The sequence below is a fragment of the Acidimicrobiales bacterium genome (assembly GCA_035533095.1).
GTDB lineage: Bacteria > Actinomycetota > Acidimicrobiia > Acidimicrobiales > Palsa-688 > DATLUM01.
Window position 1 is genome coordinate 34,594 of the sequence record DATLUM010000137.1, and the last position, 13,181, is coordinate 47,774.

Genomic DNA, 13,181 nt, shown 5'->3' on the forward strand with positions numbered 1-13,181 from the left:
CCCGGCCGATCGTCTTCCTCAGCGACTACGGCCTCGACGACGAGTTCGTCGGGATCGTTCACCGCGTCATTGTCTCCGAGGCGCCCGGCGTGAGAGTCGTCGACCTGAACCACCGGATCCGGGCGCACGATGTCCGAGCCGGGTCGCTCGCCCTGTGGAGGTGCGGTCCCTGGTTGAGGGGGAGCGTCGTGTTGGCCGTCGTGGACCCCGGCGTGGGGACCCCGAGGCGCGCCGTCGCCTTGGAAGTTGCCGGCGCCGGAGTGACCCTCGTCGGCCCGGACAACGGGCTGCTCGCACCGGCAGCCCGGGCCTTGGGCGGTGTCACCGCGGCCGTCGAGCTTCTGGCCCTGCCGGTCGCTGCGCAGGATTCGGGTGCAACCTTCGCCGGGCGCGACCTGTTCGCTCCCGTGGCTGCCCGGCTGGCCTCTGGGGAGTGGACGCTGGCCGACGCGGGAGTTGCCGTCGACCCGTCGAGCCTCATGGGCGGTGAGGTCAGAATCGCCGCCGCCGGGGTTGACGGCGTGGTGGCGTGCGAAGTGCTGTGGGTCGACCGGTTCGGCAACGCTCAGCTGAACACGCGCGGGGAGGGCGTGAGCGACACCGTGCAAGTCGCCGCCGGCGGCGGGTGTGTCGGGGCTCGGCGGGTGGCAGCTTTCGGTGACCTCGCCAGCGGCGAACTCGGGCTCGTGACCGACTCGTACGGGTTGCTGGCGCTGGCCCTGGACCGTGCGCCGGCGGCTTCCCGGCTCGGGTTGCACGAAGGCGACGCCGTGCGGTTATCGCCGGCTCGGCCCGGCGAGGACCGCCGGTAGCATCGGGGTATGGCATCCGCGCGGCGGATCCCGCAAGCGACCGTAGCGAGGCTTCCTCTCTACCTCAGGGCGCTGGACGAGATCGCAGCAGAACGCGAGGCGACCATCTCCTCCGAGGCGCTCGCCGGCCGCGCCGGCGTCAACGCCGCGCAGGTCCGCAAGGACCTCTCCTATCTGGGCTCGTACGGCACGCGAGGGGTCGGCTACGACGTCGCCTACCTCCTCATGCAGATCAACCGGCAGCTCGGTCTGGGCGAGGCGCACCGCGTGGCGATCATCGGCGCGGGACGCTTGGGGCAGGCCCTCGCCGGTTACGGCGGGCTCCCGGCGCGGGGGTTCCAGGTGATCGCAGCGTTCGACAACGATCCCACCAAGATCGGCACCGCCATCGGCCCCGTCACCATCGCCTCGGTGGCGAGCATGCCGGAGGTGATGCGCGCGGAGCGCGTCGCGGTCGCGATCCTCACCACTCCGGCGTCAGCCGCTCAAGCGGTGGCGGATCTCGCCGTAGAAGGAGGAGTGCGGTCGATCCTCAACTTCGCGCCGACGACGGTGTGCGTTCCGCGGGGGGTCGCCCTCCGGCAGGTGGACCTGGGTATCGAGCTCCAGATCCTGAGCTTCTACCAGGAACACCAGATCGCAACGCCGCCGGCCCGCCGGCCTGAGGCTGATCCGGCCCGCCGGCCTGAGGGTGCGCCCGCGCAGGCAGCGCCGATCGGGGGTTGAGGGTGGACTCGTACGTCCCGGTGTACCCGGTGAACCTCGTCGTCGCGGGGAGGCGTTGCGTGGTCGTGGGAGGTGGACCGGTCGCTGCGCGCAAGGCAGAGGGGTTGTCGGCCGCCGGCGCCGAGGTCGTGGTTGTCGCGCCTCGGGTCAGCACGGCGATCCGGGGCCTGGCTGGCGTATCGGTCGAGGAGAGGGAGTACCGCAAGGGTGATCTCGATGGGGCGTGGCTCGCGGTGGCCGCGACGGACGACCCGGCGGTGAACCGGCGGGTCCACGCCGACGGCGAAGCTGAGCGTGTCTGGGTCAACGCGGTGGACGACCCGCCGGCGTGCTCGTTTACCTTGCCGGCGGTGGTGCGCCAGGGGCCGGTCGTGGTCGCGGTGTCCACGTCCGGGCACAGCCCGGCGCTGGCGGGGTGGATCCGTGAGAAGGTGGCCGGACAACTCGGCCCGGAGGTGGCGTTGCTCGCCGAGTGGCTGTCGGACGCCAGGGAACAGATGAAGGCGGCCGGGCGTTCAACAGAGGACGTCGACTGGCGCACGGCGCTGAATTCCGACATGCTCGAATTGATCCGAACGGGCCAGGTGGCCCTGGCAAGGGAGCGCCTCCAGGCGTGTCTGTCGTCGCAGTAGGTCTCAACCACCGCATGGTGCCTTTGTCGGCGCTGGAGCCGATGACGGTCGGTCCGGCGCGCCTTCCCAAGGCGCTGCACGACCTTGCCGCGCACGAGAACCTGACCGAGGTCGTCGTCCTGTCGACCTGCCTCCGCACGGAGATCTACGCGGTCGCCCACCGTTTTCACACCGCCATCGCCGACATCCGGAACTTCCTGTCCGCGTGGAGCGGCCGCCCGCCGGAGGACTTCGCCGGCCACCTGTACGAGTATCACGACGAGGCGGTTGCGAGCCACCTGTTCACCGTCGCCGCGGGCCTCGACTCCGCGGTGCTCGGCGAGAGCGAGATCCTCGGCCAGGTCGGTTCCGCCTGGGACGCCGCTCGCGAGCACGGCACCGCCGGGCCTGTCCTGTCCATGCTGTTCCGCCAGGCGCTCGAGGTCGGCAAGCGCGTCCGCTCCGAGACCGCAATCTCGCGGGGCACCACGTCGCTCTCGCAGGCGGCGGTGGCGCTGGCGGGGGAGAAGCTCGGGTCGTTGTCGGGTGTCACGACAGTTGTTATGGGTGCCGGCGAGATGGGCGAGGCGATGGCCCAGGCCCTGGCCGGCGCTCTGGATGGCGACGGCGAGCTGGTCGTGGTCAACCGGACGTGGAGCCGGGCGACAGAGCTGGCGGCGCGCTGCGGCGGCCGGGCGATCGAGTGGGACGCGCTGCCCTCCGCTCTCGTTCAGGCCGATGTGCTGCTCGCCTCGACCGGATCTGCGGATGTGCTGCTCGAGGCGGCTGACCTGGAACCGTTGATGGAGGCCCGGGAGGGCCGCCCGCTTCTCATCGTCGACATAGCGGTGCCTCGCGACGTGGACCCGTCGGTGGGTTCGTTGCCCAGCGTCACGCTGCTCGACATGGACGACCTGTCGGCGTTCGCGTCGAAGGCGATGGACGGACGCCGCGCTGAGGTCCCGCTCGCGCGGGCCATCGTCGCGGAGGAAGTCGAGCGCTACGTCGACGTCGCCGCGCAGCGGCAGGTCGCGCCGCTCGTGGCAGCGCTGCACGACAGCGCGGAGGAGATCCGCGAGGCCGAGATGCGGCGGTTCGCCCGCCGGCTCGCCGGCCTGTCGCCCGCGCAGGCGCAGGCCGTCGAGGCGCTCAGCCGCGGCATCGTCGCCAAGATCCTCCACGACCCGACGGTGGCGCTGAAGACGTCCGCGGGCGGTCCAGGCGGCGAGCAGCTGGCACAGGCGCTGCGGCAGCTGTTCGACCTCTAGACGCCCGAGTTGCGCCTGCGTATAGCGACACGGGGGAGCGAGCTCGCGCGTTGGCAGGCCGGTGAGGTCGCGCGGCTGATCGGCGCGGCGATCGAAGGTGTCGAAGTTTCGCTGGTCGTGGTAGAGACGTCGGGTGACCGCAGGCTCGACGTTCCGATCTGGGAGATCGGCGGCCAGGGCGTGTTCGTCAAGGAGGTACAGGCGGCCGTCCTCGACGGGCGGGCGGACGTGGCCGTCCACTCGGCAAAGGACCTGCCGTCGGTGCCAGCGCCCGGGCTTGCGATCGCGGCGGTCCCCGAGCGCGGCGACCCGCGCGATGCCCTGGTGGGCTCGACTCTCGGCGACCTGCCGGCGGGAGCCAGGGTCGCGACCGGATCGGTGCGCCGGCGGGCGCAGCTGGCGTGGATCCGCCCCGACCTCACCTTCACCAGCCTGCGCGGCAACATCGCAACCAGGTTGGAGAAGGTTCCCGCTGGGGGGTGCGTGGTGATGGCGGCAGCGGCGCTGGCAAGGCTCGGCCTTCTCGACCGCGCCGACGAGGTGCTCGACGAGTCGGCGATGCTGCCGCAAGTAGGGCAGGGCTGTCTCGCGGTCGAGTGCCGGGACGGCGACGCCGGCGTGCTCGAGCTGCTGGCGGCGATCGAGCACGGACCGAGCCGGGTAGCGCTCGATTGTGAGCGCGGTTTCCTCGCGCGTCTGGGAGGCGGATGCGACCTTCCGGTAGGCGCGTACGCTCGTCTCGATGGCGACGAGGTCAAGGTCGAGGGGATGCTGGCTTCTCCTGACGGGAGGGTGATGCTGCGCTCGAGCCGCCGCGGTGGGGTCGGAGCGCCGGCCTCTCTCGGAGCCGACCTCGCCGAGGAGCTCCTGGTCTCCGGCGGCGCAGACCTCCTGGCGGGGTGAGCGGCGGGTGACCGTTTACCTCGTGGGTGCCGGCCCCGGCGACCCGGGGCTGCTGACCGTCCGCGGCGCCGAGCTGCTCTCACGCGCCGACGTCGTGGTCCACGACCGCCTGGCCGACGCCAGCCTCCTCGACCTCGCACCCACCCGAGCGCGCCGGATCGACGTCGGCAAGGAGCCGGGAGGCCCGGCTCACCAGGACGAGATCAACCAGCTGATCGTGGCCGAAGGCAAGGCCGGGCGGTGCGTCGTCAGGTTGAAGGGCGGCGACCCGTTCGTGTTCGGGCGCGGCGGCGAGGAGGCGCTGGCCCTGATGGACGCCGGGGTGCCGTTCGAGATCGTCCCGGGCGTCACGTCGGCGATCGCCGTCCCCGCGTACGCAGGTACACCCGTGACGCACCGCGGGATGGCGACGTCGTTCACCGTCGTAACGGGGCACAGCCGCCACGCCGTCGACCGGGAGACCGACTGGGAGGCTCTGGCACGCGCCGGCGGGACGATCGTAGTCCTGATGGGGGTTGCGCACCGCGACCAGATCGCGGCGAGGTTGATGGCAGGCGGGCTGGATCCGTCCACCCCGGTACTTGCGGTGAGCTGGGGTACCCGGCCCGAGCAGAGCTCCGTGCGGGTGCGCCTGGACGAGCTCGCCTCGACTCCTCTGAACCCCCCGGTCACCATGGTGATCGGCGCCGTTGCGGGGCTGGATTTGAGGTGGTACGAGTCGCGGCCTTTGTTCGGGCGCCGGATCGTGGTCACGCGCGCCCGCTCGCAGGCATCCGGTCTGTCGTCGCGGCTGCGGGATCTCGGGGCCCGGCCCGTCGAGGTGCCGACGATCAGGATCGACCCTCCGTCGGATGGAGGCGACGGTCTGCGCCGGGCAGCGGCCGCCCTCGTCGATGGCGCGTACGGGTGGGTGGTGTTCACCTCGGCGAACGCTGTCGACGCGCTGATGGACCTGATCCCGGACGCGAGGGTTCTGTCGGAGACGGGTGTCGCAGCGGTCGGCCCCGCCACCGCGGACGCGCTGCGCAGGTACCGGATCGTCCCCGACCTGATGGCGGACAGCCAGACGGCGGAATCACTGCTCGAGGCATTCCCCGATCCCCCCGGACCGGCGGGAACCGGCGTTCTGCTGCCGCGTGCCGCCGAGGGAAGGGAGGTCCTCCCGCTCGGCCTAGCGGCGGCCGGGTGGGACGTGGATCTCGTCGAGGCCTACCAGACGGTGCGGGAGCCGGCCGACCCGCAGACGCGGTCGCTCGTCGCCGAGGCCGACGCCGTCTGCTTCACGTCGTCGTCGACGGTCACAGGCTTCGTAGAGTCCTGCGGGGTCAAAGCGGTGCCGCCGGTAGTGGTGTGCATCGGGCCGGCCACAGCGTCGACCGCGGAGGACGCCGGCATGCGGGTCGACGCGGTCGCTTCGCCTCACACCGTCGACGGTCTCATCGAAGCGCTACTCGGAGTGCTGCCCCGCGCTTGAAAGCCGGAACACGGGATGACGGGGCGCGATCGTGGCGATCTCCTCGTCGGTCGAGTCAGGACCCACCCCGTCGAAGAACACCCCTACCTCGGACTTCCATTTCCTGAGGTACTCGCGGATTATCCACGTCTTGTCGTCGCCGGTGACCTCGGTGCCGACCAGTTCCTCCCGCCTGCCACCGAGCAGCAAGGCGAGTCTCCCGCCGGCCGCCCTGACGTTGCGCACCCACTCCGTCTCGCCCCTCGGCGCCACGAGGAAGCGCTCGCCGCCCACCTCCAGGAGGTTGACCGGGACCCGCCTCTGCTGGCCGGTCTTGCGACCGCGAACTTCGAGCACCCTGCTTCCCCGCATGCTCATGCCCAGGCGGGTGGCCCCCGCCACGATCCCGTTGGCCACGTGCTTGGTGAACCACCCCGGCCGGCGGTAGTGAGCTGCCATCGAACCTCCTCCGTCCATTCTGGAACGCCGCAAGCTACCCGGGCAGCGCTGACAGGCGCCGCACGACGGTACCTTTGTCGCATGGTCTTCCCGGCTTCCCGGATGCGCAGGTTGCGCCGCACCCCCGCCTTGCGCGACCTGGTCGCCGAGACGTCGCTCAGCCCCTCGGACCTCATCGCGCCGATGTTCGTAAGGGAGGGGATCGAGGAGCCACAGCCCATAGCGTCGTTGCCGGGGGTGGTCCAGCACACGGTGGAGTCGCTCGTGAAGGATGTCCACCGCGTCTCGTCCCTCGGGGTCCCTGCGGTGGTCCTGTTCGGGGTTCCGAGCCGCAAGGACGCGGTCGGCTCGGGCGCATCGGACCCTGACGGCATCGCGCAGGTGGCCCTGCGCCGACTCGCCGAGGAATTCGGCGAGTCGGTGGTCCTCATGGCCGACCTCTGCCTCGACGAGTACACGGACCACGGCCACTGCGGGATCCTCGATTCCTCCGGCGGCGTCGACAACGACCGGACCCTTGACCGCTACGGCCAGGTCGCCCTCGCTCAAGCCGACGCCGGCGCGCACGTGGTCGCGCCCTCGGGGATGATGGACGGGCAGGTCGGTGCGATCCGCGCCGCGCTGGACGGGGGAGGGTTCACGGACGTCGCGGTGATGTCCTACGCGGCGAAGTACGCCTCCGCGCTCTACGGCCCGTTCCGCGACGCGGTCGACGTCACCATCCAATGCGGCGGCGACCGCAAGGGGTACCAGCAGGACAACCGCAACGCGCGCGAGGCGCTCCGCGAGGTCGCGCTCGACGTCGACGAGGGCGCCGATATCGTCATGGTGAAACCGGCGCTCGCCTACCTCGACGTCATCGCCGCGGTCCGCTCGCGCGTAGACGTCCCGCTCGCCGCGTACCACGTCAGCGGCGAGTACTCGATGATCAAGGCCGCGGCGGAGCGGGGCTGGATCGACGGGCCGGCGGTAGCGCTCGAGCACACCGTCGCGATCAAGCGCGCCGGGGCCGACCTGATACTCACCTACCTGGCCGCTGAGGTGGCCGAGCTTCTCAATGCGTGATCGCGAGGCGACCAACGAGGCCCTTTTCGAGCGCGCCCAGAAGGTGATCCCGGGCGGGGTGAACTCGCCGGTCCGCGCCTTCAAATCCGTCGGAGGCGTCCCGTACTTCGTGGAGCGGGCGGAGGGCGCGTACGTGTGGGATGTCGAGGGGACCCGCTACCTCGACTACGTCCAGTCCTATGGGGCGTCGATACTCGGGCACGCACACCCCAAGGTGGTCGAAGCCGTCCGGGCCGCCGCCGGCGACGGAACGTCCTACGGGGCGCCGACGGAGCGAGAGGTGCTCCTGGCCGAGGAGATCTGCTCCCGGGTCGCCGGCTGCGACAAGGTCCGCCTGGTGTCCAGCGGCACGGAGGCGTCGATGTCTGCGGTGCGCCTGGCGCGCGGCGCCACCGGCCGCGACAGGGTCGTGCTCTTCGCCGGCTGCTACCACGGTCACAGCGACGGGCTCCTTGCCGGCGGCGGGAGCGGGGTCGCGACGCTCGGGCTTCCGGCGTCCGCCGGCGTCACGAAGGCGGCAGTCGCGGACACAGTCGTCGCTCCGTACAACGTCGTCCCCGAGATCGGCGACGACGTGGCTTGCGTCATCGTCGAGCCGGTCGCGGCGAACATGGGTCTGGTACCACCGGCGCCCGGGTTCCTCGCCGGGTTGCGCGAAGCATGCGACCGCGCGGGAGCGCTCCTGGTATTCGACGAGGTGATAACGGGTTTTCGCGTCGCGTACGGCGGCGCCGCTGAGGTATTCGGCGTGACACCGGACCTGTGGTGCTTCGGAAAGGTGATCGGGGGTGGCCTTCCGCTTGCAGCCTTCGGCGGTCGCCGCGACGTGATGGACGAGCTGGCCCCGGCCGGAGCCGTCTACCAGGCCGGGACGTTGTCGGGGAATCCGCTGGCGACCGCTGCTGGTCTTGCGGTGCTCGCCGAGCTGGATCGGTCTGCATACGGCGAACTTTCCGCACGGGTCGGGCGCCTGGCCGCGGGGCTGGCCGACGCCATGGGTCCAGGCGTGCAGGTGCCAGTGGCCGGCCCGTTGTTGGGCGTGTTCTTCGCCGATCAGCCGGTCACGGACTACGAAGGTTCCAAGGCCTCCGCGGGGACCGGCCGCTACCCCCCGCTCATGCACGGCTTGCTCGAACGCGGAGTGGCGATCGCCCCGGGCGCCTACGAGGTCTTTTTCCCGAGCCTCGCGCACAGCGACGCGGACCTCGAGCGCACCGTCGAGGCGTTCGGAGAAGTCGCCGGGGGTGAACCTATTTAGGCGGCTTCGGGGACGAGCCTGGCGAGCGCCGCCAGCGCCCTGTACGCCGCCTCGGCCGGGCCGATCTCGTCCGGGCGGAGGATGTTCGCCATGATCCGCAGCACCCACTCCATCAGGGAGCGGCTGCGCATGCCGGTGGTGACGAGGGTGCGCATGATCTCCGGTCGCCCGATCACCTTCACGAACGCCCGCGCCACCTTGTAATAGAGCGCGTAAGTCTCCTGCAGGCGCTTCTCGTAGGTCTGGAGCGCCATCCCGTCGCCGGTACTGAGCGCGAGGTTGACAGCGTCCGCCGCCATGCGGCCGGACTCGTACGCATAGGCGATCCCTTCGCCGTTGAACGGGTTGATCGTCCCGCCCGCGTCGCCCACGACCAGCCAGGTCGGGCCGGCGTGAGGCCCGACGGACATCCCCATGGGCAGGCGACCCCCGGTCGGTGGCCCGCAGGCCGTCTCGGGGCGGATGTCCCACGACGGCGGGGCGTACTCGGAGAAGCTCTGCAGCAGGTGCGTCGTGTTGACTGCCTTCCACTGGTTGAAGGTCGACAGCAGACCGATCCCGACGTTGATCCTCCCGTCGCCGACCGGGAATATCCACCCGTAGCCGGGAAGCACGTTGCCGCCCTTGTCCCGTATGTCGAGCCAGCTGTCGATCCACGGCTCGTCGTGGCGCGGCGAGGTCCAGTACCCGCGGATCGCCATGCCCAGCGGGTAGGCGCGGTTGCGGCTCGTGCCGAGGATGCGCCCGAAGCGCGAGTTGGCACCGTCGGCGACGACCACGTAGCGGGCACGGACGGCTACGCCGGTGGGGGACCGCCTGTCACCCTCGGGCTTGATCTTCACGTCGGCTCCCCGCACCAGGCCGCCCTCGACGATGGGCGCGGTCGCCTCGGACCCGTCCCACACGGTCGCGCCTGCCTTCGCCGCGCGTTCGGCGACGAGGGCATCGAGGTCCTTGCGGGTGATCACGTACCCGTAGCCGGGCAGGGTGGGATGGCCCGGCCAGGTCAACTCGAGGGTTCGCCCGAAGCCGTGGGAGCGAAGGCCGCTGTAGCGGTGCCCGGCGCCAGCCAGCTCGTCGCCCAGGCCCATGTCTTCCAGCTGCTTCACGGACCGCGGGGTCAGGCCGTCCCCGCAGGTCTTCTCGCGGGGGTAGGTCTTGCGCTCCACCATGACGACGTCATGGCCTGCCGAGGCGAGCCAGTACGCGCACGCGGACCCCGACGGCCCGCCGCCTACCACCAAGACGTCACAGTGGCGCGTCTGGGCGGGAGCGGCGCTATCCATGGAAGCAATTTAGAGGACCGGAGGGTCGCCGCCGGCGGCCGGCATGGCGGACGGGGCCGCCGGGGCCTGCCGGCGCCGCCCGGCTAGCCGGAATGGACCGGCCCAGAGGGGCCAGCACTAACATCGGCCGCCGATGGACCAGTACCTCCCGATCGTATTGATGCTGGCCCTGACCGCCCTCTTCGCGGGCGCGTCGGTGGCGGGGTCGAGGCTGCTCGGTCCGAAGCGTCCGACCGCCGCGAAAGAAGGGCCGTACGAGTCCGGGATCGTCCCGCACTACCAGCCGGCCGCCCGCTTTCCTGTGCGGTTCTACCTGGTGGCGATGATCTTCATCATCTTCGACATCGAGGTGATCTTCCTCTATCCCTGGGCCGTCATGTACCACCAGCTCGGCACGTTCGGGCTCGCCGAGATGGCGGCCTTCGCGGTGGTCGTATTCATCGCTTTCGCCTACCTCGTGTCCAACGGCGCGCTCGACTGGGGCCCGAGAGCGCGCAGGGGTGGCAAGGCCCCGGTCGACCTCGTACGCAGCCCCACGGCAACGGTGCGCCGGGTCCCGCGCCCCAGCGAGTTGTACCGCGGTGCTGCGCCGCGACCGCTCGACCCCGGCTCCGAGAGAGCGCCGGCCGGCCAGCCTCAACCCGAACACGTCGAGAGCGCGTAGGTGCTCCCGAACCTGGTGCAGGTCGGTTGGCAGCAGCTGGGCGCGCCGTTCTACGGTGCGGTACGGGCCTTCGATCCCACACGAGAACGCCAGCAACGCGAGGAGCGCAAGGAGGCGGTACATGGGCCTTGAGGATCTCCAGCACAACTTCCTGACCGGCACGCTCGAGGGTTTCGTCAAGTGGGCGCGCGCCTCGAGCTCCTGGGGCGCCAACTTCGGGCTCGCTTGCTGCGCGATAGAGATGATGGCGACGGGCGCCGCGAACTTCGATCTCGCCCGCTTCGGCATGGAGGTGTTCCGAGCGTCGCCGCGCCAGGCCGACGTCATGATCGTCGCTGGGCGGGTCAGCCAGAAGATGGCGCCTGTGCTCCGTCAGGTCTACGACCAGATGATGGAGCCGAAGTGGGTCATCTCCATGGGGGTGTGCGCGAGCACCGGTGGCATGTTCAACAACTACGCCATCGTCCAGGGCGTCGACCAGATCGTCCCGGTAGACGTGTATGCGCCCGGCTGCCCCCCGGGACCCGAGACGCTCATCCACTCCATCCTGACCCTGCACCAGAAGATCCGGACCGGCGAGATCACCCGCCGCATATCGCCCTCCGGTGCACGCGAAGGCGCAGGGATCCAACTCGCTGCACCAAGGTCGGCGTAAGCGACACCCATGAGCGAGCAGACTCCACCCGTCGAGGAGATGACCGATACCGCGCCGCCCTCACAGCCGGCGACCCTGCACGGGTGCCCGACTGAAACATTCTTCGGAGCGGAAGTCGTGCACTGCAACCGCGACTCCTACGTCGAGCTGTGCAAGGCCTTGAAGGCCGATGGGTACGCGATGCCGGTAGGGGTGACGGGCGTCGACTACCTCACCCATCCCGGTCGGTCGTTGCCTGAGAGCGTCAAGGCGGAGCGGTTCGAGGTAGTCGTCGAGCTCCTCTCCCTCAGGCAACGCAAGCGGATCCGGGTCCGCTGCCAGGTGCCGGGTGACGACCCCCACGTGCCGACGTTGTTCGACGTTTGGCCCGGCGTCGAGGCACACGAGCGCGAGACCTACGACATGTTCGGGATCCGCTTCGACGGCCATCCGGACCCCTCGCGAATCCTGATGCCGGAGGACTGGGAAGGTCACCCGCTGCGAAAGGACTACGACGTGGGGCACGTCCCGGTCCAGTTCAAGGAGTCCCCCAAGTGAGCGACACGCCGACCAATCCCGCTCGGCGCACGAGCCTCCTGGACAAGATCCTCGGCCGGGTCCAACCGGGCGGGGAGGAGATGGCCGGGCTGCTCGAGATCAAGACCGACGAGGGTGACCAGGAGATGGCGCCCCGCCAGCGCACGAGCGCGCGCGAGATGTGGATCGAGTCGGGCACCACGGTGCGCACGGGTGAGGGACCGCGACTCGACCGGATGGACCTCGACGTAGAGGCGCCCGAGGACGAGACCATGATCCTCAACCTTGGCCCGTCGCATCCGTCTACCCACGGGGTGCTGCGCGTCATGGTCGAACTGGACGGGGAAACGGTGCTGAGGTCGAAGCCCGTCGTGGGCTACCTGCACACCGGGATGGAGAAGACCGGCGAGGAGCTGATGTACCACCAGGGGTCCACGAACGTGACCCGCATGGATTACCTGTCGCCGTTCTTCAACGAGCTGACCTTTTCCCTCAGCGTCGAGCGGCTCCTCGGGGTCGAGATACCGCCCCGCGCAACCTGGATCCGCATGCTCATGTCGGAGCTCAACCGGATCAGCTCCCACTTCTTGTGGCTCGCAACCAACAGCGCCGACATCGGCGCCATCAACATGCTCGTGTACGGATGGCGTGACCGCGAGATGGTGCTGTCTTTCTTCGAAAAAGTGACCGGCTTGCGGATGAACCACAACTACATCCGTCCGGGCGGGGTGGCAGCGGACCTCCCGGATGGGTGGCGCGACGACGTCCTGGCACTGTGCGAGGCCATCCCGCGCCGCATGGACGAGTACGACAACCTGCTCACCGGCCAGCCGATCCTCCAGAGGCGCCTGCAGGGGGTCGGCCCGGTCGACGCCGATACCGCCATCGCCCTCGGGCTCACCGGACCGCTGCTGCGATCCACGGGAGTGGCATGGGACCTCCGGCGAGACATGCCCTACCTCGCCTACGACGACGTCGACTTCGACGTGATCGTCGGAACCAACGGCGACTGCTGGGACCGCTACGCCATCCGCTTCAACGAGATCCGCGAGTCAGTGCGGATCATTCGTCAGATCGCCGACATGATGCCCAGCGGGGACTTCCGCGTGCAGGACAAGAAGGTGACGCCGCCCCCGCGCAACCGCATCGACGAGTCGATGGAGGCGTTGATCCATCATTTCAAGCTATACACCGAGGGTTTCCGGGTACCCGCCGGCGAGGCGTACGTCCCCGTCGAGAGCCCGCGCGGCGAGAGCGGGTGCTTCATCGTCTCCGACGGGACGTCCCGCCCCTACCGGCTGCACATGCGCGCCGCCAGCTTCGCCAACCTGCAGGCGCTTCCGCACCTTGCGCGAGGCTCGCTAATCGCCGACACGATCGCGATCGTCTCGACGATCGATCCCGTCCTGGGTGACGTCGACCGGTGATGGTCTCGCGGCGCCGCCCGGGTTGGACGGGTCGGTTTGCGAAGCCAACTCAAGACTCACTTCACGCGGGTTTTGCGG

Annotated in this window: 14 protein-coding genes; 12 read left to right on the forward strand and 2 right to left on the reverse strand. The window is 70.0% G+C overall.

The genetic code is table 11. The features are described from left to right. The first annotated feature begins 8 nt into the window (after positions 1-8). From VNF71_15955 to cobA, 6 genes are read left to right on the forward strand one after another with little or no spacing between them, the layout of a single operon-like run. Positions 9-812: an SAM-dependent chlorinase/fluorinase gene (locus VNF71_15955; protein ID HVA76048.1), complete on the forward strand. Its 804-nt coding sequence runs from the start codon at positions 9-11 to the stop codon at positions 810-812. Between the two features lie 9 nt (positions 813-821). Continuing rightward, the gene (locus VNF71_15960; protein ID HVA76049.1) at positions 822-1,538 is read left to right on the forward strand and encodes a redox-sensing transcriptional repressor Rex; all 717 of its coding nucleotides are present in this window, start codon (positions 822-824) and stop codon (positions 1,536-1,538) included. Between the two features lie 2 nt (positions 1,539-1,540). Continuing rightward, complete coding sequence (locus tag VNF71_15965) at positions 1,541-2,170, forward strand: bifunctional precorrin-2 dehydrogenase/sirohydrochlorin ferrochelatase (GenBank protein HVA76050.1); 630 nt, start codon at positions 1,541-1,543, stop codon at positions 2,168-2,170. Continuing rightward, positions 2,152-3,417 carry a glutamyl-tRNA reductase gene (hemA, locus tag VNF71_15970; protein HVA76051.1) on the forward strand — a complete coding sequence of 422 codons (1,266 nt, stop codon included), beginning with the start codon at positions 2,152-2,154 and terminating at the stop codon, positions 3,415-3,417. Before VNF71_15965 ends, hemA begins: the two co-directional genes overlap by 19 nt. Before the next feature lie 9 nt (positions 3,418-3,426). After that, positions 3,427-4,320: a hydroxymethylbilane synthase gene (hemC, locus tag VNF71_15975; GenBank protein HVA76052.1), complete on the forward strand. Its 894-nt coding sequence runs from the start codon at positions 3,427-3,429 to the stop codon at positions 4,318-4,320. Between the two features lie 7 nt (positions 4,321-4,327). Further along, complete coding sequence (cobA, locus tag VNF71_15980; protein ID HVA76053.1) at positions 4,328-5,794, forward strand: uroporphyrinogen-III C-methyltransferase; 1,467 nt, start codon at positions 4,328-4,330, stop codon at positions 5,792-5,794. Here cobA and VNF71_15985 read toward each other — a convergent pair. Further along, positions 5,768-6,232, reverse strand: coding sequence for a nitroreductase/quinone reductase family protein (locus tag VNF71_15985; GenBank protein ID HVA76054.1), 465 nt, complete (start codon positions 6,230-6,232; stop codon positions 5,768-5,770). The genes cobA and VNF71_15985 overlap by 27 nt on opposite strands. A gap of 81 nt (positions 6,233-6,313) precedes the next feature. Here VNF71_15985 and hemB point away from each other — a divergent pair, with 81 nt between their 5' ends. Together hemB and VNF71_15995 are read left to right on the forward strand one after the other, a co-directional pair. Continuing rightward, on the forward strand, positions 6,314-7,297 hold the full coding sequence (hemB, locus tag VNF71_15990) for a porphobilinogen synthase (protein HVA76055.1): 984 nt from the start codon (positions 6,314-6,316) through the stop codon (positions 7,295-7,297). Then, entirely contained in the window at positions 7,290-8,555 is a 1,266-nt protein-coding gene (locus VNF71_15995) for a glutamate-1-semialdehyde 2,1-aminomutase (GenBank protein ID HVA76056.1), read from the forward strand. Before hemB ends, VNF71_15995 begins: the two co-directional genes overlap by 8 nt. On the opposite strand, the gene VNF71_16000 is transcribed toward VNF71_15995, so the two are convergent. Next, positions 8,552-9,841 (reverse strand): geranylgeranyl reductase family protein, encoded by a 1,290-nt coding sequence (locus tag VNF71_16000; GenBank protein HVA76057.1) that lies wholly within the window; start codon positions 9,839-9,841, stop codon positions 8,552-8,554. The two genes, VNF71_15995 and VNF71_16000, sit on opposite strands and share 4 nt — an antisense overlap. A 133-nt stretch (positions 9,842-9,974) precedes the next feature. On the opposite strand from VNF71_16000, the gene ndhC reads away from it, so the two are divergent. From ndhC to nuoD, 4 genes are all read left to right on the forward strand, one after another. Further along, entirely contained in the window at positions 9,975-10,505 is a 531-nt protein-coding gene (gene ndhC, locus VNF71_16005; protein ID HVA76058.1) for an NADH-quinone oxidoreductase subunit A, read from the forward strand. A 121-nt stretch (positions 10,506-10,626) separates the two neighbouring features. Further along, positions 10,627-11,160 (forward strand): NADH-quinone oxidoreductase subunit B family protein, encoded by a 534-nt coding sequence (locus VNF71_16010; protein ID HVA76059.1) that lies wholly within the window; start codon positions 10,627-10,629, stop codon positions 11,158-11,160. Between the two features lie 9 nt (positions 11,161-11,169). Continuing rightward, complete coding sequence (locus VNF71_16015; GenBank protein ID HVA76060.1) at positions 11,170-11,697, forward strand: NADH-quinone oxidoreductase subunit C; 528 nt, start codon at positions 11,170-11,172, stop codon at positions 11,695-11,697. Continuing rightward, positions 11,694-13,103, forward strand: a complete 1,410-nt coding sequence (gene nuoD / locus VNF71_16020) for an NADH dehydrogenase (quinone) subunit D (GenBank protein HVA76061.1) — start codon at positions 11,694-11,696, stop codon at positions 13,101-13,103. Before VNF71_16015 ends, nuoD begins: the two co-directional genes overlap by 4 nt. Positions 13,104-13,181 lie beyond the last annotated feature (78 nt).

What these genes read in the sequence shown, in the direction of transcription:
- hemB (HVA76055.1), top strand. Translation starts at nt 6,314, where the DNA reads ATGGTCTTCCCGGCTTCCCGGATGCGCAGGTTGCGCCGCACCCCCGCC.
- VNF71_15985 (HVA76054.1), bottom strand. Translation starts at nt 6,232, where the DNA reads ATGGCAGCTCACTACCGCCGGCCGGGGTGGTTCACCAAGCACGTGGCC.
- VNF71_15995 (HVA76056.1), top strand. Translation starts at nt 7,290, where the DNA reads ATGCGTGATCGCGAGGCGACCAACGAGGCCCTTTTCGAGCGCGCCCAG.
- VNF71_16010 (HVA76059.1), top strand. Translation starts at nt 10,627, where the DNA reads ATGGGCCTTGAGGATCTCCAGCACAACTTCCTGACCGGCACGCTCGAG.
- ndhC (HVA76058.1), top strand. Translation starts at nt 9,975, where the DNA reads ATGGACCAGTACCTCCCGATCGTATTGATGCTGGCCCTGACCGCCCTC.
- VNF71_16000 (HVA76057.1), bottom strand. Translation starts at nt 9,841, where the DNA reads ATGGATAGCGCCGCTCCCGCCCAGACGCGCCACTGTGACGTCTTGGTG.
- VNF71_16015 (HVA76060.1), top strand. Translation starts at nt 11,170, where the DNA reads ATGAGCGAGCAGACTCCACCCGTCGAGGAGATGACCGATACCGCGCCG.
- VNF71_15960 (HVA76049.1), top strand. Translation starts at nt 822, where the DNA reads ATGGCATCCGCGCGGCGGATCCCGCAAGCGACCGTAGCGAGGCTTCCT.